This is a genomic window from Acidaminococcus sp. BV3L6 (genome assembly GCF_000468835.1).
Taxonomy (GTDB): domain Bacteria; phylum Bacillota; class Negativicutes; order Acidaminococcales; family Acidaminococcaceae; genus Acidaminococcus; species Acidaminococcus intestini.
Map to the genome: position 1 here is coordinate 87,393 of NZ_AWUR01000038.1, position 20,467 is coordinate 107,859.

The window sequence follows — 20,467 nt, forward strand, 5'->3', positions numbered from 1 at the left end:
CTTGAATTAACACGTGCTTTACAAGTTAATGAAATAAAATGACGTTTTTCATGATTTGGTTTATAATTAATAATTATTCCTGAAATTAAAGGTAATTTGTGTCCGTTTTAATGGACTTAAAAAGCTTGATTAAAATAATTGGAGGCGTATAATAGTGATTAGAAATGAATACGGGCAAAAGTCAGTGCGATTTTAAAATTTATAATCAAGAAATGCAATTCTTTTTATATGGAGGGAGGCGGTTTTTTGACTGGAGATTTTTTTTCTCTGCTTGCTCATATCAGCAAAGATGAAGATAGAGAGGTATCACAATATTTAGCGGAACATCTTGTTGATACGGCCCTATATGCCGAAAGTAGGGGAAAAGAATTAGGTGTGGGAAATATTTGTGCCCTTATTGGACTGCTTCACGACGCGGGGAAGAGTCTGAGTGAATTTCAGGAATATATACAGGGAAAAAGAGATTCTGGTGGGGATCATTCGTCCTATGGCGGATACTGTTTATTGACAATCAAGGATCGTTTGGTACAGTCAGCCCAGTTTAAAGATGTCAAAGGATTGGAAGATTATTGCGATTTGTTGACGTATCCTATCCTTGCACATCATGGTCTTTATGATATTTTGGACAATAATTGTTACAGGACTGAATCCCGGATTAGGCATGTAAAATTGCAGCTGGAAAAACAAGTTGATGGGCTTAATTTGGAAGAATGTTTGGATGGATTAAATCAACTATCCAAGAAAGCGTGGGGGAAAAATCTAAGTCAATTGTTTTTGCTTGGTTACAATGAATATAAAGTTTGGAACCAACGAATAAAAGACATTGCTGCAGAAACTTCTCCACAACGTAAGAAAAGTTGCACGGATTTTTTTATGGGGGCAACCGTACGGCTGCTTCTGTCAATCCTTAAAGAAGCAGATATTTATAATTCATCGAACTGGAATCGTCATGATGTTAATCCAATTTTGAAAAAATCCCAGGTTGACATGATTTGGGAGAAAATGCATTCTCGTATAGAAAAGTTGTATGAAGGGTATGCCTCTCATGCTGGTGATTCAACCATCAACAAGGTGCGTTCTGAACTGGCAAATGAAGTCCTTCAATCCGCTAAGAGGACTCCCTATGGATGTTATGTGCTTGATTTACCAGTAGGCGCTGGAAAGACAATGAGTAGTCTGAGGTATGCCGTAGAACATGCGCGTATCCATGGAAATCAAAGAATTTTTTATGTAACAGCCTATCTTTCGGTATTGGAGCAAAATGCGCGTGAAATCCAGGATGTCATAGGAGAAGAACATGTCCTGGAGCATCATTCCAATGTAGTGGAAGATACGCAAGAAATGTCAGAAGAAGAATATTCCTTGAAAAGTTATCTGAGAGATAGTTGGGAAAGTCCTGTCGTCCTAACAACCCTTGTACAGTTTACAAATACGCTTTTCAAGGGAAAGTCATCTAATTTGCGGCGCTTTTGCAAATTTGCCAACAGTGTCATCATTATTGATGAAATACAGTCTCTTCCGATAAAAACAGTCTATTTAATGAATTTAATGACCAATTTCTTGACGCGGTTCATGAATGTTACTGTTATCCATTGTACAGCAACCTTGCCATCGCTTGATAACAAAAACGTTCTTCTATTTCCTTGCTTATATGGTACGAAGCATGCGGAGGCTAAACTGGTCAGTAAAGAATGGAGTCAACATTCGGTATTTTCTCGAGTCAATTTTCATTCTTTGTTAGGCAAGCATTTTTCAGATAGTGTAGATACTTCAGAAATTCTATTGTTCTTGCGTAATCAACTGAGTTTCTACAAAAGTTTTCTCATTATCTTAAATACAAAAAGTGCTGTTGGGACTTTATACAAGGCATTACAAGAAGAATATAGCGACACAGCGGATTTATATTACCTCACGACAAATTTATGCGCTGCTCATCGATTGGAACGGATTGACAACCTTAAACGTGCGTTAAGAGCATTGAGAAAGGGACAGAGAGAAAAACCGTTAATCTGCGTCTCAACTAATTTGATTTCTGCAGGAGTCAATGTAGATTTTGATGTTGTTATAGATTCGGTGACAAGTATTGATGGCGTAATGCAGGCTTCTGGCCGCTGTAATCGAGAAGGGCTAATGAAAAACAAGGGAAACCTATATTTAATTCGTTATGCTCAAGAATCGCTGCAGAATTTAAAAGAAATGGAGGATGAGAGAGAATCCGCGTCCAAAATGCTGCGTAGTGAATTTAATGAAGGCTTTGCTTCAGATGAAACATTTGATCTTGCACCCTATTTACCATCTTATTATGAGAACCTTTACGCCAATGCAGGAGTATACACATTATCCTATCCGCTTGAATTAAAAAACAACCATGACACATTGGTATCTTTATTGGGAAAAAATGAATATGCTGTGGTTGGATACAATGAAGTTCATCATCCCGAACGCTTATTATCTGCTAAAACAAAGAATATGACAGAATTTTTGTTGCGACAGAACTTTAAGACTGCGTCAAAGAATTACGCATTGATTAATGAGAGCGGAAGTACAGTCATTGTTCAATATAAGAATAAGGCACTTATAGATTCTTTATATGAGGCAGTCGAAGAAAAAGATTTTGGGCAATTCAAGGGACTCATAAAAAAATTACAGAGGTATACCGTGAATATCAGAAATAAGAAGGCATATCAAGACGCTTTGGATGAAGAAAATATTCTGAATGAATTTGGGATTTGCATCCTCAATAAAGAGTGTTATGACAATGAGTTGGGCCTTATAAAAGCAAATTCTGGAGATGAAATATTTTAAAGGAGTGACTATCTTGTTTGCATCAAATCCATTCTATATGAAAATTGATGGACCTTATGCTCTTTTTACTGATCCTTTGAACAAAGGGCTAGGAGAAAAAGTAAGCTATATAGTGCCTACCATGCAGGCCCTAAAGGGTATCGTGGAGGCCGTTTATTGGAAACCCACACTGTACTACTTGATTGACGAAGTAAAAGTACTGAAACCGATTCAAACAGAGACAAAAGGAATCCTTCTTCCTATGAATAATGGAAGCAAGGACCTGAGTCATTTTACTTATTTGAGGGACGTGTCTTATGCAATCAAATTCCATTTTGAATGGGCTGAAAACCGACCGGAACTGCAGCAAGATCAAAATGAAATCAAGCATGAACAAATTCTGCTTCGCTCTATGGCAAGAGGGGGACGCCATGATATCTTTCTTGGAACAAGGGAATGTATTGGTACAGTTTCAAGACTCCGAAAAGGTGAATATGAAAAATTATCATCGCCAATTCATGGCACTGTGTCTTTAGGGATTATGTTTCATTCCTTTTCCTACCAAGATTATGCGCTGAATAAGAAGGGAGAAGGAACGCTTTATTCCCAATTTGATTCGATTGTTATGCAAGATGGAACAATCCGTTTTAAGAGACCGGAAGAGTGTGCTATCCAGCATAGATTGAATGAATACAAAGTCAAGCAATTTATGAAAAAAGACATCAAATCTGTCGAAAAAGAATGGGAAGAATATAATAAGGTAGGTGATATAGATAATGAATCTATTCCAAATGCTTCTCAAGACGTATGAATATGCTGAATCGGAAAATTTAGTTGATAGGTTAATAGACCCTAAGATTCCAACCATTATGCCTTTATATCACTCCAATCGCAAAAGTGCAGGCAAGCTTGATATTGTCGAACTAACAATATCTAAAGATGGGAAATACGTTGACGGAAGATTTTTAGATAAGGACGAATATATTGTATTTCCTGTAACTGAAGAATCTGCTGTTCGCACTGCAAATTCTTGCCCTCATCCGCTTTTCGACAATTTTGAGTATGTTGCGGGAACTTTTGTTACATCTCCAAAGAAGCGAAATAAGGATAGAGATAAGCATGAAGATTACTTAGAGAATTTGGAACCATTTATTGAGTATGAGAAGGAGCATCCTAACCCCATTCTTCATGCCATCTTTACTTATGTAAAAAATGGTGATGTGAAAAAAGATGTTCTTGATGTTATTAAGAAAACGACAGATGGAGAGCATTATTCAATCGGTCATTCGGAAGAAAATGGTATTATCGATGAAGATAAAATCTATTGGGATAAAGAAGAGAAGGGAAAAATAAAGCGCTTTGATCTTGCTTTGGACAAGATATTCGTTACCATTCATGTGGAGATACCGGGAATAATAACTAGAAGTCAACTAGCAACGAATCTTCATCAATATTATGTCGATTACGTGGAGCATCAGATTGAAACAAAAACAGATAACGTTGATTTCTGTGATATTTCTGGGGAGAAGCAGTATTGTGTCTTTACTCATAGGGGCATTATTGGAAACGCTAAAGTAATTGGTATAAGCAATCATATTGAGGCTTATCGTGGACGATTTGAAACGGGAGAAGAAATTGTGCATGTTGGCTATAGAACATCTCAAAAGGTTCACAACATGCTAAAGTTTTTAATGGACTCAAAATCCTTTAGTCAATATATAGGGGGCAGCTCCTATGTAATTTCCTGGATGTCGCATGACCTGCTAATGGGTGGGATGCCAATTGCTGCGAGTCAGGTAGAGCCTGAAGATGAGGAAAACGATGAAGACGAAAATGTGGAACTTGAAACTTCTTCCCCAGAAATTATCTTAGGCGCTAATCGCAGCAAAACGATTAATGAATTTCTTTCGGGTCTCAAAACGATGGTGAACGCTGAGGTTGATAGTTATTTCTGCGTACTTATGGTGGAAAAAGTTAATAATGGGCGCATAGCAATAAAATATTTTAGGAGTTTCCATAATTCAGATTTGAAAAAACGCGTTGAATACTGGTTCAATGGTTTAGAGTGGCCTGTATACTCCATGAAAGATGGAAGAATGAAATCTTCAGCTCCTTCCTTATATACGATAACGAATATCCTTATTGGGGACGATTCTGAAAAGGGTATTTCAGTAAAAAAAGAGAGCGTTCGGGTCAATTTGATTGAGCGTTTAATGGAGTGTATGCTCGAAGGAAAAATATTCCCGAGAGACTTGATGCAATTGAGTTTTAAGCGCGTGAAAAACACAGCTACTTTCAGATTTCATCAATCAATTGCTCATCGCACGACATGTAGCTTAATAAAAAAATATAAGACAGATTTAAAAATCCCTGTTGTTGACAAGAAAGGAGAAATCTTTGTAATGGATAATCGCAGTTTTACGTACGGTCGAATTCTTGCTGTTTTTGATCAGCTGGAAAGCTATGCCATGACGGTAAAGAAAAAAGGAGGTAATGGAGAATCTTCTGCCCGTCCTACCAACGCAAATAGACTGTGGACTTCAATGATTCAAAGTCCTCAAAAGACATCGATGGAACTACAAAAGCGAACTGAATATGCTCGTGCATTCCTTTTGAAATCGCACAAAGGCTTTGTTATTCACATGGAACAAGTTCTTTCAGAACTGTTTAGTAAACTTACTGAGCTGACAGATGAAAAAGATAATTTAAATCGGCCTGTTAATGAAGATTTTATTTTAGGTTTTTATTATCAAAAACAACAATTCTTTGCAAAAAAAGTTTTGCAAAGTGAAGATGATAAAGTAGAGAATCAAGAAAACTAATGGAAAAGGAGTCATTATGATGGAAACTTTAAGCAAAAAAATCGATTTCGTTCTATTTTTCTCTGTAAAAAATGCCAATCCGAATGTGGATCCACTTCTTGAAAATATGCCGAGAACGGACTATGAAGGATTCGGAGAGGTTTCTGATGTATGCATCAAGAGAAAAGTTCGGAATAGACTTCAAGATGCGGGATATGAAATTTTTGTCCAGGCAAATGATCGTAACCAAGATGGATTTAAATCGTTGGAAGAGCGATTCAACCATCAGTTTACGACTAAAAATACGGCTGAAGAAATCAGGGAACAAGCTTGTCAAAAATGGATTGACATTCGCAGCTTTGGTCAGGTGATTACCTATCAAAAACGGTCTATTGGCATCCGGGGACCTGTATCTATTAGCTTGGGACGGAGCCTGGATCCAGTAACAGCTGTAACAATGCAAATCACGAGGAGTACCAACGGAATGCGGGCAACCAAAGAAGGCGGAAGATCCAGCGATACAATGGGGTCTAAAAACCTCATCAAGTTTGGCGTATATAAAGTGTGCGGCAGTATGAATTGCTACTTCTCCGAGAAAACAGGTTTTAATGATGAAGATGCCAATGCCATTAAGGAAGCGCTCCTCTCCTTATTTGAAAATGATCTTTCAAGTGCCCGTCCTGAAGGCAGTATGAATGTTGAAAAGATTTATTGGTTTACCCATCCTGACAAGCTTGGTGTCGCATCTTCGGCTAAAATACACGATTTAGTTAAGTCCAAGAAGCGTGTTGAAGGAGAAGCAAGGAGCTTCACTGATTATATAGTATCGGTTGATGCAGATAGGATGGCATCGTATAAGGCTAAAGGATTACAGTTGGAAATCCTTGAAGGAAAATGAAATCCTCATTAAAGATAGTGAATGAAACTGAATACCTGCAACTAGCAGGTATTCAGCACTTCATCTATTGCAGACGTCAATGGGGACTTATTCATCTTGAACAGCAGTGGTCTGAGAATTACTTTACGGCAGATGGAAAAGTTAAACATGACAAGGTAGATTGTGGCCCAATTGATGAGAAAATTGGGAGAAAGCGAGTGCTGAGATCGCTCCATATCGTCTCTCATCAACTTCGAATTCAAGGGAAATGTGATGTTGTAGAACTTATCGAAAATCCTGAAGGAGATTATTTCAGTAAGTATGATGCAAATTATCGCGTTCAACCCGTTGAATATAAAAGGGGTAAAGAAAAAGAAGATGAGAGCGATATCATGCAGTTGGCAGCCCAGAGCATATGCTTGGAAGAAATGATGGGTGTGAAGATTACCCAAGGGTATGTTTACTATTTTGAGACTCGTCATAGACTTCTTGTTCCCATAACTGAAGAAGTAAAGATGCGTGTAAAAGAAATTGTTTTAGAGATGAACCGATATTATCAACAGGCGTATGTCCCGCGGGTGCGAAAAACTAGCAAATGTAAAGCTTGTTCTCTTCATGATATCTGCATGCCAGAAATTGGTGTATCACGGTCAGCGATAGATTATATACGGGAAGTGATAGAAGAGTGAAGGTGCTCAAAAATACATTGTATGTCACTTCGCCTGATGTATATGTTGGAAAGCAGGGTGAAACAATTGTTGTAAAGAAAGACAAGGCCATATTAGGTCGTGTCCCGCTTCATAATCTTGAAAATGTTGTTCTTTTTAACTATGTTGGAATGAGCCCGGCACTTCTCGAAGAATGTCATGGTATGGGGGTGAGTGTTGCTTATCTCACTCCAAATGGTAGGCTAATTGGTCGCTTTCAGGGATCGAGTAAGGGCAATATACTGCTGAGACGTGTTCAGTATCGTATCTCTGATGACCCAGAAGCATCGTGCAATATCGCCAGAAACATGATTCTTGCTAAGATTTATAATCAGAAGTGGATAATGGAACGGTATATCCGGCAATACGAATCACGCATAGATACGAAGCATCTGGAAATTGAATCAAAACAGCTTGGTGTATTTCTTTCAAGAGTTAAAGAATGTCGTAGCTTGGATGAACTGCGAGGAATTGAAGGCATTGCCCAAGAAAGATATTTTTCTTGTTTTGATGAAATGATTTTAAATCAAAAGAAGGAGTTCATTTTTGGAACTCGTTCTAGACGACCTCCCATGACACGGGTGAATGCTTTGCTGTCATTTTATTACAGTGTAATGGGAAATGATCTTGCCAGTGCGCTAGAAACTGTCGGACTTGATTCTTATGCAGGGTTCATGCATGTCGATCGACCAGGAAGGATTTCCCTTGCTTTAGATATGCTGGAGGAGTTCAGAGGCTGTGTTGTAGATCGATTTGTTTTGTCCTTGATCAACCAACGGATAGTCAATGCCAAAGATTTTGTTATTGAATCCAGTGGTGCAGTCGTGCTGACCGAAATGGGAAGAAAGAAGACTTTGATAAAGTGGCGTGAGCGAAAAAATGAAGTAATTACGCATCCTTTCCTTAATGAGAAGATTGCCTGGGGACTTGTGCCTTATGTGCAGGCTAATTTATTGGCTCGGTATTTGCGGGGAGACCTAGATGCTTATCCACCCTTTTTTTGGAAATAAAAAGGAGCGTGTGTTGTGTATGTTTTAATTACCTACGATATCTCTACAGAGACAGAAGCGGGGAAACGGCGCTTGAGGCGGGTGGCAAAAGCTTGTGTCAATAAAGGCCAAAGAGTGCAGAATTCAGTCTTTGAATGCAAATTGGATGAAGCGGAGCTTGTGCTTTTAAAAAATGAACTACGAAGTATCCTGGATGCTGAGAAGGATAGCATTCGTTTCTATAGACTTAGTAAGAATTATAAAAGTAAAATAGAAACGATGGGTGTCAACAATGGGTATGATATAGACGGTGCAATCATCATTTAATGTGCACCAGTAAAATGATGCGAATCTCCGGTAATTTGAATTCTACTAACGGTTTCGCACTTTAGATTTCTTATCATATAAAATATTGCTTATGGAAATAATCGATTTTATAAGGTAAAATGATAAGAAGTGCTGGATATTGTGAAAATTACACAATATGTAGCTGTCGCCCCACGCATGTGGGGCGTGGATTGAAGTGCGTGATGTGCGAAAATCTCTTGAAGCGCTATCCGTCGCCCCACGCATGTGGGGCGTGGATTGAAGTCAAAAAACGAACCAAAACAAATGTACCCATTTTGGTCGCCCCACGCATGTGGGGCGTGGATTGAAGTCAAAGCCGGGAGATAGTCCGTGAAGACAACCTGCTGTCGCCCCACGCATGTGGGGCGTGGATTGAAGTAGGATGGCCTTGACTGCAAGTTTGTAGAGAAAGGTCGCCCCACGCATGTGGGGCGTGGATTGAAGTCCGCATTTGCCCATACTCATCAAGGACGGCCCCGTCGCCCCACGCATGTGGGGCGTGGATTGAAGTGCTGAGGCCTGTGGAACGACTGGGGGCTGAGCGGGGTCGCCCCACGCATGTGGGGCGTGGATTGAAGTTCGTCCCCCAAAATAGTCCAGTCATCGTTTATATGTCGCCCCACGCATGTGGGGCGTGGATTGAAGTCAGGCTGCCAAAGTACTGCAGCGCCTCCCGGTCACGTCGCCCCACGCATGTGGGGCGTGGATTGAAGTTACAAATGGAAGCGAACATTGCCGCAGTTTGCGGTCGCCCCACGCATGTGGGGCGTGGATTGAAGTCAGCCTCGTTCCTTGGCCATCATGGTGATGGTGGCGTCGCCCCACGCATGTGGGGCGTGGATTGAAGTCACGTCGACTACTACGATATCGGCCTGAGCCTTGGTCGCCCCACGCATGTGGGGCGTGGATTGAAGTATGGGGATGCGCTTGAGCTACTTAGACAGCTTGAGGTCGCCCCACGCATGTGGGGCGTGGATTGAAGTTTGCGACGTTGGCGTCCTCGTTGCAACAATAGTCGTCGCCCCACGCATGTGGGGCGTGGATTGAAGTATTTTCACGACTCGTTCCCGAGAACTAAGTTTTCGTCGCCCCACGCATGTGGGGCGTGGATTGAAGTTAGCTGTCATGGGCGTTGCCATGAAAGTCCCGAGTCGCCCCACGCATGTGGGGCGTGGATTGAAGTCGGTATAGTTTTTTCCCATAAAACCGCCCAAAAGGTCGCCCCACGCATGTGGGGCGTGGATTGAAGTCGCCGCTCTATCAAAATCAATATTTTTACGGAGATAGTCGCCCCACGCATGTGGGGCGTGGATTGAAGTCGGATGATATGATGGCTGAAATTAAATATCCATAGTCGCCCCACGCATGTGGGGCGTGGATTGAAGTTTTGCTGGTCGGTTGATATTTTGCTGGCACGCTAGTCGCCCCACGCATGTGGGGCGTGGATTGAAGTAGCGTGCCCGGCCCTAAGTGATATCGGGCTGGGTGTCGCCCCACGCATGTGGGGCGTGGATTGAAGTTTTAACGTCATTTTCAAGATATATTGCATTGCGGTCGCCCCACGCATGTGGGGCGTGGATTGAAGTGATTAGAGGGCGGATGCGATGGTGAATTGGAATAGTGTCGCCCCACGCATGTGGGGCGTGGATTGAAGTATCGGTTGCCTTTGCCGGGCTGAAAATATCAAAGGTCGCCCCACGCATGTGGGGCGTGGATTGAAGTAGCGTGCCCGGCCCTAAGTGATATCGGGCTGGGTGTCGCCCCACGCATGTGGGGCGTGGATTGAAGTTTAGTGCTTAGCGGCGTAGGCGCGCCAGAAACTGGTCGCCCCACGCATGTGGGGCGTGGATTGAAGTCAATTTTTTAAAGCGTTATCAATAATTTTCATGGCGTCGCCCCACGCATGTGGGGCGTGGATTGAAGTGCAAAAAGCCAGGAAGCCATCTGGCTGATTGCAGTCGCCCCACGCATGTGGGACGTGGATTGAAGTAGCACGTTTCCGGTCGCTGATTGCGGCTTTAACGGTCGCCCCACGCATGTGGGGCGTGGATTGAAGTACAGACTGACCACAAAGTGTCTCCCGTGTAGACAGTCGCCCCACGCATGTGGGGCGTGGATTGAAGTTTTTTGCGCCTGGCCTTACGCTCCTGAGTGCCACGTCGCCCCACGCATGTGGGGCGTGGATTGAAGTAATAGATTCCTCTCTTTGCTTATCTGAAGAAAAACGGTCGCCCCACGCATGTGGGGCGTGGATTGAAGTAAAGCGATGGAGGACTGAACATGAACAACACACAGTCGCCCCACGCATGTGGGGCGTGGATTGAAGGCGCAGCGGAGCGGACGGTATATCAGGCAATGTACCGTCGCCCCACGCATGTGGGGCGTGGATTGAAGTTTGTCTATGCTCCGCCAACCTCCGTGGTATAGACTGTCGCCCCACGCATGTGGGGCGTGGATTGAAGGCCGGTCAGCAAGTGCCGGACGGATAATCTCAGACGTCGCCCCACGCATGTGGGGCGTGGATTGAAGGAAGAAACTCTATGATATGATATAGACAACAAAAGGTCGCCCCACGCATATGGGGCGTGGATTGAAGTCTGCTCAGGGATAACGGTCGTCTCCATTGGCTCGCGTCGCCCCACGCATGGGGGGCGTGGATTGAAGTGGGTCTGTATATAAGCTAACCGGGAACAGACGGCGGTCGCCCCACGCATGTGGGGCGTGGATTGAAGTCCAACCACAATCAACTGGCACTCGGTAGTTGACGGTCGCCCCACGCATGTGGGGCGTGGATTGAAGTCGCCCCTGCTCCGCATAATCCCGTCAGTCCAAAAGTCGCCCCATGCACGTGGGGCGTGGATTGAAGTAATGTGAACGGTTGATATTATCTTGAAAGCGGGACGGTGTTTTTGATAACGAAGGTTGAAAAAGATACAAATTCAAGCAAGATATACATTGACCTTGAAGTTGCTGATAGCCAAAAATAAGGGAGGACGTCTATGAAGAAAGAGAATCTCAGCCGTTATGATAGCGAAGTATGGAGCGACAACTCCAAAAATTGCGAGCAATGCAAAGACTGTATTTTTACGACGATAGAGGAATACCAAAAATGTACTTGCGAGATATACACTGATATGTATGATGACCCAAAACCCAATGACGTTATATTCAAAGGAATTCCGTGCAAGTATTATCAGCGTTGCGAGTATTCCCCGCGCACGCGGGGATGAACCCGCCACCAGCGTCGAATTTCAGGCGGCGTATGGGCATTCCACGCGCATGCGGGGATGAACCTAAAGAGGTGATCATCATGGGGTCTAATTCAAAAATTACGGCTTTACTTGGTTTGTTGATGGCACTTCCCATCACACTTTTTTGGACGGGCGTATCTGGAATTGGCATCACACTCGTTTGTCTTGTGATTTTCCGTTCAGAATACTTCTTACAAGCAACACTTCTTTTTACCACACTCTTTTTTATCGTTCTAAACGTCAACGGCTGGCGTGAATTACGAAGGTAGGCTGCTTACAAGCTAACTACTCCATAAGCATTCTCCGCGCATGCGGGGATGACCCCTTCGTCCGAGCAACAATCGCAGCCGGATCAACGTATTCCCCGCGCATGCAGGGGTGTCCCTTGTACTAAACCTAGACTTAGCAGCGAACTCCTGTATTCCCCGCAGCTGCGGGGTTGTTCTTTTTGAGAAATGTATGAAAACTTAATGAAGAAAAAGTAAAAATTGGCTGCACTTTGGAAATTTAATTCAACTTCCATCCAGGCCAGATTAGATTGTCTCCTTTCAGCTGTGGTCTCCCACTTATTTAGTCTATGATACGATTTGGGCGCTGAGCATCTACCTAAACACTCCCTCTCCCTTTCTTATCTCCTATAAATCCTGTATAATAAGACTATCCACAACGAACCATCCACATAAGGAGCTTTTTACTATGGAACAAGATAAAAAATTTGCACTGCTCATTGATGCAGAAAATATTTCTCCGCAATATATCGATATCATCCTTTCAGAAGCAAACAATCTGGGGAATGTCATCTATAAACGCATTTATGGTAACTGGACAAGTCCGCAGATGGGGAGCTGGAAGTCGACCATTCTCGATAACGCAATCCAGCCAGTACAGCAATACAGCAACACAAGCGGCAAAAATTCAAGTGATTCGGCCCTCATCATTGATACGATGGATCTGCTTTACCGGACCCAACTTGATGGATTCTGCATTGTCTCATCAGACAGCGACTTTACGCGCCTGGCATCCCGCCTGCGTGAATCGGATAAGTACGTCTTAGGGATGGGGGAGAGCAAGACACCGCGCTCCTTTATCTCCGCTTGCAATCGATTCCTGTATCTTGACGTCCTTTATGCGGAATCAAAACGGGAAGATATGCCTGAATCCGAACAAACAGCGCTCCAGGAAGAACCTGCTGGGCAAAAAAATCATGTAAAACCCAGCAAAGCGGTCCAGGAAGGTAATAAAAAAGTGCGGGCCATCCGCAGTGCCCTGATCAAACTTACCGATGAGAATTCCAATGATAATGGTTGGATCAGTTCAAGTTATTTGGGTAATCTCGTCATTCGCCAATATCCGGACTTTGACGTGCGTGTTTATGGATATAAGAAATTCCTTGACTTCATCCGTTCCCTTAATATCTTTGAAATCCATTCAACAAGCAACCCGAAGAACATGACGGCAAAGACCTATTATTTCCGTTTGAAATAGAGGAGAAAGGCTGAAAGGTTTCCATGCCTGATGCGAAAAGTTTTTTAAAAAGGTGCTTGCCAAGTATTAAAAACTATGGTATCATCTATATCTGTCAGGTGACTGATTGGCCCAGTAGTTCAGTTGGTTAGAATGCCGCCCTGTCACGGCGGAGATCGTCGGTTCGAGTCCGTCCTGGGTCGCCAATGCGGAAGTAGCTCAGTGGTAGAGCATCACCTTGCCAAGGTGGGGGTCGCGAGTTCGAATCTCGTTTTCCGCTCCATAGGAGTATAGTTCAATGGTAGAGCAACGGTCTCCAAAACCGTGGATCTGGGTTCGAATCCTAGTACTCCTGCCAGAGAATTTTGAAAGACATGCTGCATAGCGGCATGTCTTTTTCGTTATGATTCCTTATTTGTAATGGTACACGATGATGTGAGATTATAAAATCCGCATTTAATACCGATAATAAGGCGCGCCCCAAACCGCCCTTCGGGCGGGGACTGAATAAATTTTTCGATAACACGGTTCTACGGACTGCTAAGCACAGCAGACTGTGCTTACAGGCAGCCTCGAACTAGCGAAAAGTGTTCCCCGCTACTGCTTATGCGGAGACGTCGGGGGAAAAACGCCTCTTTTCATCCACTACCCACTCCCGCAAGCAAGCTCGCTGGATACAATCCTGCTAAGAAAGACTGTTTGCAACATCATCGTACACAAAAGCCGTTCCGTTACTTTTGCATCCGCCAGATTCTAACTTAGGCGGATGTAAGGGATAATCCGACTCGCACTCTGCGGTTTCACCTTGGAGCACCGGCTTTGCCGGCAGAGGAAACTCTGACTGCTCCTATCGTCGCTGCCCTATGAGTAAGTTCGCTGCACGAATTTACTCAGAAAGACGGTGATATTTTTTTGGCGACAGTGAAATGAGAGTGTGGTACGCAGCTTCGTATGAATCGTCATGCTGCCATTGCATTCATAATCATAAGAAGCAAGCAATGGAGGCACGTTGCTCTGGATAATCGGCACGATTTGTGCACCGAGGTTCTTCATAGCTGGCCGCCCCTTGCCTTCCTCCTCCCATAATGCTATAATATTTCTATTAATTCCATACTTATGTGATGAACAAGAGAGTACCTTTTGGCTGGTGTCCCAGAGAGCGCAGGCAAGGTGGGAGCTGCGCACAGAAGCGAGAGGGAAGTTCACTTGGGAGCATCCGTCCTGAACAGAGTAGGGATGGCGCAGGCTGCGTTACGGCCGCAATGAAGTACAAATTAGGGTGGTACCGCGAACCTTCGCCCCTTTTCCGGGGTGGAGGTCATTTTTTTTAGGAGGCGTTGGTATGTACGACAAACTGGAGGAACTGCGGGAAAAGATCCGCAAGGACTTAGGCGAAGTCAAATGTGTGGATGACTTGAAGAACATCCGTGTGCAGTATTTGGGCAAAAAAGGCGCCCTGACCGAAATCCTGCGCGGTCTCGGCAGTGTAGCCGCCGAAGAACGTCCAAAAGTGGGCAAAATGGTGAATGAAGTGCGCAGCAAGGTAGAAGCCCGCATTGCTGACCAAATGAAACTGCTTGAAGCCCGCCAGCTTGAAGAAAAAATGGCGTCTGAAAAGATTGACGTGACCTTGCCGGGCCGCAAGGCAGCCGAAGGGCATCTGCATCCTGTGACGCTCACCCTGCGTGAGATCAAAAAGGTCTTCATGCGCATGGGGTTTGAAGTCGCCGAAGGTCCTGAAATTGAAAATGACTATTTTAACTTTGAGGCACTGAACCTGCCTAAGGATCATCCGGCCCGCGACATGCAGGACACGTTCTATCTGACCGATGAATTCCTCATGCGGACCCAGACCTCTCCTGTACAGGCTCGTACCATGCAGTCCCGTACGCCCAACAGCCCCATCCGCATGATCTGCCCGGGCACGGTGTACCGCAATGACTATGACGCAACCCATTCCCCCATGTTCCACCAGGTCGAAGGCCTTGTCGTCGATAAAAATATCAGCCTGGCCGACCTCAAAGGGACGCTGGAACTCTTCTGCAAAGAAATGTTTGGCTCTTCCGTCAAGATTCGTCTCCGTCCGAGCTTCTTCCCCTTTACGGAACCGTCCGCCGAAGTCGACATCAGCTGCGTCATCTGCGGCGGCAAAGGCTGCCGCGTCTGCAAGAACTCCGGCTGGCTCGAAATCCTCGGAGCCGGTATGGTGCATCCCAACGTCCTGCGCATGAGCGGCTATGACCCTGAAAAGGTCAGCGGGTTTGCTTTCGGGATGGGCGTCGAACGAATTGCCATGCTCCGTTATGGTATCGATGACCTGCGCCTGTTCTTTGAAAATGACCTGCGTTTCATTCGTCAGTTTAAATAAGGGGGCCGCTTGTTATGTTAGCTTCAATCAATTGGCTGAAAAAATATGTAGAGATTCCGGTTACGCCGGAAGTTCTTGCTGATAAACTTACCCGCGTCGGGCTCGAAGTGGAGCAGGTCCTTTACCTGGGTGAAGGCATCGAAGGCGTCATTACGGGCAAAGTCGTGACTATTGAGCGTCATCCTGATTCCGATCATCTTTGGGTTTGCCAAATGGACCTCGGAAAAGGAGATACGGTTCAGATCCTGACAGGTGCCCAGAACGTCCATCAAGGGGATGTAGTCCCTGTAGCTCAGGTCGGTTCCCATTTGCCGAACGGCATGGAACTCAAACCCGTGAAGATGCGCGGCCTTGATTCCAACGGCATGCTCTGCAGCGCGGGAGAACTGGGCATCGACGCCAAACTGCTTCTTCCCGAGCAGCGCGACGGCATCTTTATTCTCCCTGCTGATACACCTATTGGGGCCGATATCAAAGCCGTCCTTGGTCTTGATGATGTCGTCCTTGATATTGACCTTACGGCAAACCGCGGTGACTGCTTCAACATGCTGGGTCTTGCCCGCGAATGTGCCGCCGTCCTCGGAACGAAACTGAATTTACCGGACTATGCACCGGAAAGTGGGGAAGGAACCCCTGCGAGTGACCGTGCCACCGTCGATATTGTCGCCACCGACGTATGCAGCCGCTTTGGCCTGCGCATGATTGAAAACCTTGAAATCAAGGAATCGCCTGAATGGATGCAAAAGCTTCTCCGCGCTGTCAATATCCGCCCCATCAATAACGTTGTCGACGTCACAAACTACGTCATGATGGAACTGGGCCAGCCTATGCACGCTTACGACTATGACAAAGTGGCCGGCCATCATTGGGTCGTCCGCCGCGCTCATGAAGGCGAACACCTAAAGACCCTTGATGGTCAGGACCGCGCCCTTTCGCCGGAAATGATCGTCATTGGTGATGATGAAAAAGGCATTGGCCTTGGCGGCATCATGGGCGGCTTTGAAACGGAAGTAACGGGCGCCACAAAGACGGTCATGCTCGAAGCGGCCACCTTTAACGGCCCGACCATCCGCCGGACCTCAAAAGCCCTGGGCCTTCGCAGCGAAGCGTCCCAGCGCTTTGAACGCGGTGTCGATACCATCTTGAACCATAACGCCCTGAACCGCGCCATCTATCTCCTTGAAGAAATTGGCGCCGGCAAAGCCGTTCCCGGTGTGGCTGAATGTTACCCCGTACCGGAAAAACCGGTGGAAATCAAAGCGGCTCCGACGAAACTGGCCGCCCGCATTGGCTGCGACATCGACGCGGCAACCATGAAAGCCATCCTCGAAAACCTAGACTTTACTGTCGAGGAAAAAGGCGAGGACAGCTGGGTTGTCACCGTACCGACCTGGCGCAAGGACTGCGACTGCAGTGCCGATCTCAGTGAAGAAGTGGCCCGTATGTATGGCTATGACAAGATTGAATCGAAGACGCCGGAACTCATTATGGCCCGTGGCGGTCAGGCCCCCATTGAAGATGTGAAGGACATGATCCGCGACACCCTGACCGGCATTGGCCTTGATGAAGTCATGACCTACAGCTTCTATAACGCCCAGGTCTTTGATAATCTCGGACTTCCGGCTGATGACAGCCGCCGCAAGGCCCTACAGATCATCAACCCCATCAGTGATGATTTCCGCACCATCCGGACCACACTGACGCCGTGCCTGCTTTCCACCGTTGCGTATAACCAGGCCCGTCAGAGCGAACGGACAGCCATCTTTGAAGTGGGCCGCGTCTTCATTCCGAAAACCCTGCCGCTTACGGACTTCCCAGAAGAAAAGATGGTCCTTGCCATTGCCATGAGCGGCAAACGCAACCCCCTTTCTTGGAATACGGCTAAAGACGCCATCGACTTCTATGACATCAAAGGCGCCCTTGAAGAAGTCATGGACAGCCTCCAAGTGAAAGGCCTCTCCTATGGACCGACGAAGGAAGTTTTCCTCCATCCTGGAAAGAGCTGCGCCATCAGCTATGAAGGGAAAGTCATCGGCTTCATGGGAGCCATCCATCCGACCGTTCAGGACCGCTTTGGCCTCAGTGCGGAAACCTACGTTCTCGAAGTGGAGATTGCACCTTTCGTCAAGAGTGCTGAACAGATTCCACAGTTCGAACACGTCCCGCAATTCCCGAGCGTTTCCCGTGATATCGCCGTCGTTGTAAAAGCGGGTGTCTCCGCAAGCGACCTTGAAGCCGAAATCCGCAAAGAAGGCGGTGCCCTCCTCGTAGACGTCCGCATCTTCGATGTCTATACGGGCAAACAGGTTAAATCTGGCTATAAATCTGTCGCCTTTAACCTCACCTTCCAGGATGTTACCCGCACCCTCCAGGATAAAGACGTCGACGACGTCATCAAACAGATCGTTGCCAACGTCCAGGATAAGTTCGGCGGGATGCTGAGAGATTAAGTTCATATTTTAGTCGGAGCAGCCATTGCTTCGATTTGATGTAACACGTGAGCCCATTGCTTTCGGAAAGATAACTCCGAAGCAATGGGCTCATAGCGTATTGTAGGACGGAAAGCCTCACGGTTGAGGGTAGGGGAAAGGGCTGTCAAGCTGTCTATTCGGTCTAGTGCGTTGGTTGTTCTACAGCTCTTTTGATCGGAGAGAAGGTTGTCGAGCTATTATATCCATCCTGTGGGCCGAATGGCTGTCTCGATCCTGCGGATCTGGCTGTCAAGCAAAAGAACGTGACGCACGGCGTTAACAGGTCGAGTCTTTGCCTTACGGTCTTTGCCTTCGTGTTTCGCCTCAGAGACGGCGAAAGCCGTTCCGCCCTGGCGGGGCGGATCGATTTTGGAGAAATCGAGCTCAGAGATAAAAGACCGGACAGGGTGCCTCTCCTCGAAGATTGCTCGTTTCGACTTTTAAGGACAAAACTATTTTCTGCTGCCAAGGATTTTGTGCTTCAGGTGTACAGTCTTTTGCCTTCGTGTTTCGCCTTAGAGACGGCGAAAGCCGTTCCGCCTTGCCAAGGCGGGGCGGGGGACCAAAAGCCACTTGATTCTGCAAAGCAGAAGGCAAGTCCTTTTGGTGGTGGATGAGGAGGGCGTTTTTTGTCCGACGTCTCCATACGAGCGGTAGCGAGGAACATTTTTCGATGGGCCAAAACCGTTAATCGCAAGACACCGTCGAAGCGATTCGGCTTACGGACCGTGTTATCGAAAAATCAATTCGGCGCCCACGACCGATAAGGAGACGGTTTGGCGCCGTGCGTTCTCAGAGGTTTCCCTTTGGTCTTTTAAGGAATTCATAGGCAGCTGTAACGCCGGACCCAAACCGCCCCCTGCGGGGGAACGGGTCCGAACTTAATTCGCCCTCAAACATGTTTCTCGGACTTCCGCTCCGCTTCAAAAGCGTCCTTCGAAACTCCGGGCGAATATGCCTCGCTAGCCGCTCACAAGGAAACGTCCGCTTCGCGTCCTCATCCACCACCGAAAGGGCACGCTTGCCTCATTAGAATGAGGCAACATGCGGCTTTCGGTCCCCCGCCCTGGCGGGGCGGATCGATTTCGGAGAAATCGAGCTCAGAGATAAAAGACCGGGCGCGTCGCCTCTCCTCGCAGATTGCTTGTTTTAGCTTTTAAGGACAAAACTATTTTCTGCTGCCAAGGATTTTGTGTTTCAGGTGTACAGTCTTTTGCCTTCGTGTTTCGCCTTAGAGACGGCGAATGCCGTTCCGCCTTACCAAGGCGGGGGACCAAAAGCCACTTGATTCTGCAAAGCAGAAGGCAAGTCCTTTTGGTGGTGGATGAGGAGGGCGTTTTTTGTCCGACGTCTCCATACGAGCGGTAGCGAGGAACATTTTTCGATGGGCCAAAACCGCTAATCGCAAGACACCGTCGAAGCGATTCGGTTGCAGGACCGTGTTATCGAAAAATCAATTCGGCGCCCACGACCGATAAGGAGACGGTTTGGCGCCGGCGTTCAGAGGTTTCCCTTTGGTCTTTTAAGGATTTCATAGGCAGCTGTAACGCCGGACCCAAACCGCCCCCTGCGGGGGAACGGGTCCGAACTTAATTCGCCCTCAAACATGTTTCTCGGACTTCCGCTCCGCTTCAAAAGCGTCCTTCGAAACTCCGGGCGAATATGCCTCGCTAGCCGCTCGCAAGGAAACGTCCGCTTCGCGTCCTCATCCACCACCGAAAGGGCACGCTTGCCTCATTAGAATGAGGCAACATGCGGCTTTCGGTCCCCCGCCCTGGCGGGGCGGATCGATTTCGGAGAAATCGAGCTCAGAGGCAAAACACGAAGGCAGGTAGTGGTGAGAATAAGGAATGCGCTGCTGAATATCATCATAGCAATAATCCTACAGATTGAATTTTGAGCTAGGCCCGATTGAGAAATACGCAAACAACAGCTCATTTACCAAGAGCATACAATACCTCCCACGCTCAAAAAGCCCTGAACCGAATTCGTGTCTACGTTCGGTTCAGGGCTCACGTTACGGTCTTTTGCCTTAGAGACGGCGAAAGCCGTTCCGCCTTGCCAAGGCGGGGGACCAAAAGCCACTTGATTCTGCAAAGCAGAAGGCAAGTCCTTTTGGTGGTGGATGAGGAGGGCGTTTTTTGTCCGACGTCTCCATACGAGCGGTAGCGAGGAACATTTTTCGATGGGCCAAAACCGTTAATCGCAAGACACTGTCGAAGCGATTCGGCTTACGGACCGTGTTATCGAAAAATCAATTCGGCGCCAACGACCGAAGGGAGACAGTTTGGCGCCGACGTTCTGGTCTTTCTTCTATTTACATGATTCGAATGGGGCTCAGATTGGTTCAGATGCGAGGAAAAAAGCTGCAGGCTGACGACGTCATGCAACGAATGCCCCGTTCCAA

At 46.3% G+C, this 20,467-nt stretch carries 12 protein-coding genes, 3 tRNA genes, 1 CRISPR repeat array and 1 other annotated feature; all 15 genes read left to right on the forward strand.

Annotation, left to right across the window (positions count from 1 at the left end; translation table 11 throughout):
• Positions 1 to 246: 246 nt before the first annotated feature.
• Positions 247 to 2,805, forward strand: coding sequence for a CRISPR-associated endonuclease Cas3'' (locus tag HMPREF1246_RS07165; RefSeq protein WP_021737115.1), 2,559 nt, complete (start codon positions 247 to 249; stop codon positions 2,803 to 2,805).
• A gap of 13 nt (positions 2,806 to 2,818) precedes the next feature.
• The gene (gene cas5c / locus HMPREF1246_RS07170) at positions 2,819 to 3,595 is read left to right on the forward strand and encodes a type I-C CRISPR-associated protein Cas5c (RefSeq protein WP_021737113.1); all 777 of its coding nucleotides are present in this window, start codon (positions 2,819 to 2,821) and stop codon (positions 3,593 to 3,595) included.
• Entirely contained in the window at positions 3,561 to 5,606 is a 2,046-nt protein-coding gene (gene cas8c, locus HMPREF1246_RS07175; RefSeq protein ID WP_021737096.1) for a type I-C CRISPR-associated protein Cas8c/Csd1, read from the forward strand. Before cas5c ends, cas8c begins: the two co-directional genes overlap by 35 nt.
• Positions 5,607 to 5,625: 19 nt before the next feature.
• The gene (cas7c, locus tag HMPREF1246_RS07180) at positions 5,626 to 6,483 is read left to right on the forward strand and encodes a type I-C CRISPR-associated protein Cas7/Csd2 (protein WP_035224523.1); all 858 of its coding nucleotides are present in this window, start codon (positions 5,626 to 5,628) and stop codon (positions 6,481 to 6,483) included.
• A 17-nt stretch (positions 6,484 to 6,500) separates the two neighbouring features.
• Complete coding sequence (gene cas4, locus HMPREF1246_RS07185; protein WP_196800429.1) at positions 6,501 to 7,151, forward strand: CRISPR-associated protein Cas4; 651 nt, start codon at positions 6,501 to 6,503, stop codon at positions 7,149 to 7,151.
• Positions 7,148 to 8,179, forward strand: a complete 1,032-nt coding sequence (gene cas1c, locus HMPREF1246_RS07190) for a type I-C CRISPR-associated endonuclease Cas1c (RefSeq protein ID WP_021737117.1) — start codon at positions 7,148 to 7,150, stop codon at positions 8,177 to 8,179. Before cas4 ends, cas1c begins: the two co-directional genes overlap by 4 nt.
• Positions 8,180 to 8,194: 15 nt before the next feature.
• Entirely contained in the window at positions 8,195 to 8,485 is a 291-nt protein-coding gene (cas2, locus tag HMPREF1246_RS07195) for a CRISPR-associated endonuclease Cas2 (protein ID WP_021737124.1), read from the forward strand.
• A gap of 165 nt (positions 8,486 to 8,650) precedes the next feature.
• Positions 8,651 to 11,373: a CRISPR direct-repeat array (repeat unit 33 nt; unit sequence GTCGCCCCACGCATGTGGGGCGTGGATTGAAGT).
• A 395-nt stretch (positions 11,374 to 11,768) separates the two neighbouring features.
• On the forward strand, positions 11,769 to 12,026 hold the full coding sequence (locus tag HMPREF1246_RS10510; protein ID WP_133300528.1) for a hypothetical protein: 258 nt from the start codon (positions 11,769 to 11,771) through the stop codon (positions 12,024 to 12,026).
• Positions 12,027 to 12,453: 427 nt separating this feature from the next.
• Positions 12,454 to 13,242 (forward strand): NYN domain-containing protein, encoded by a 789-nt coding sequence (locus HMPREF1246_RS07205; RefSeq protein WP_021737077.1) that lies wholly within the window; start codon positions 12,454 to 12,456, stop codon positions 13,240 to 13,242.
• 108 nt (positions 13,243 to 13,350) lie between these two features.
• A tRNA-Asp gene (locus tag HMPREF1246_RS07210) sits at positions 13,351 to 13,427 on the forward strand.
• Between the two features lie 2 nt (positions 13,428 to 13,429).
• Positions 13,430 to 13,504: transfer RNA gene (locus HMPREF1246_RS07215), tRNA-Gly, on the forward strand.
• A 1-nt stretch (position 13,505) separates the two neighbouring features.
• Positions 13,506 to 13,579: transfer RNA gene (locus HMPREF1246_RS07220), tRNA-Trp, on the forward strand.
• 754 nt (positions 13,580 to 14,333) lie between these two features.
• Positions 14,334 to 14,527 (forward strand) — a binding site (T-box leader).
• 36 nt (positions 14,528 to 14,563) lie between these two features.
• Positions 14,564 to 15,589: a phenylalanine--tRNA ligase subunit alpha gene (pheS, locus tag HMPREF1246_RS07225; RefSeq protein ID WP_021737090.1), complete on the forward strand. Its 1,026-nt coding sequence runs from the start codon at positions 14,564 to 14,566 to the stop codon at positions 15,587 to 15,589.
• 14 nt (positions 15,590 to 15,603) lie between these two features.
• The gene (gene pheT / locus HMPREF1246_RS07230) at positions 15,604 to 18,039 is read left to right on the forward strand and encodes a phenylalanine--tRNA ligase subunit beta (RefSeq protein ID WP_021737073.1); all 2,436 of its coding nucleotides are present in this window, start codon (positions 15,604 to 15,606) and stop codon (positions 18,037 to 18,039) included.
• 2,162 nt (positions 18,040 to 20,201) lie between these two features.
• Positions 20,202 to 20,467 (forward strand): hypothetical protein (locus HMPREF1246_RS10895; protein WP_231368259.1); only part of this gene is annotated, 266 nt, incomplete at its 3' end.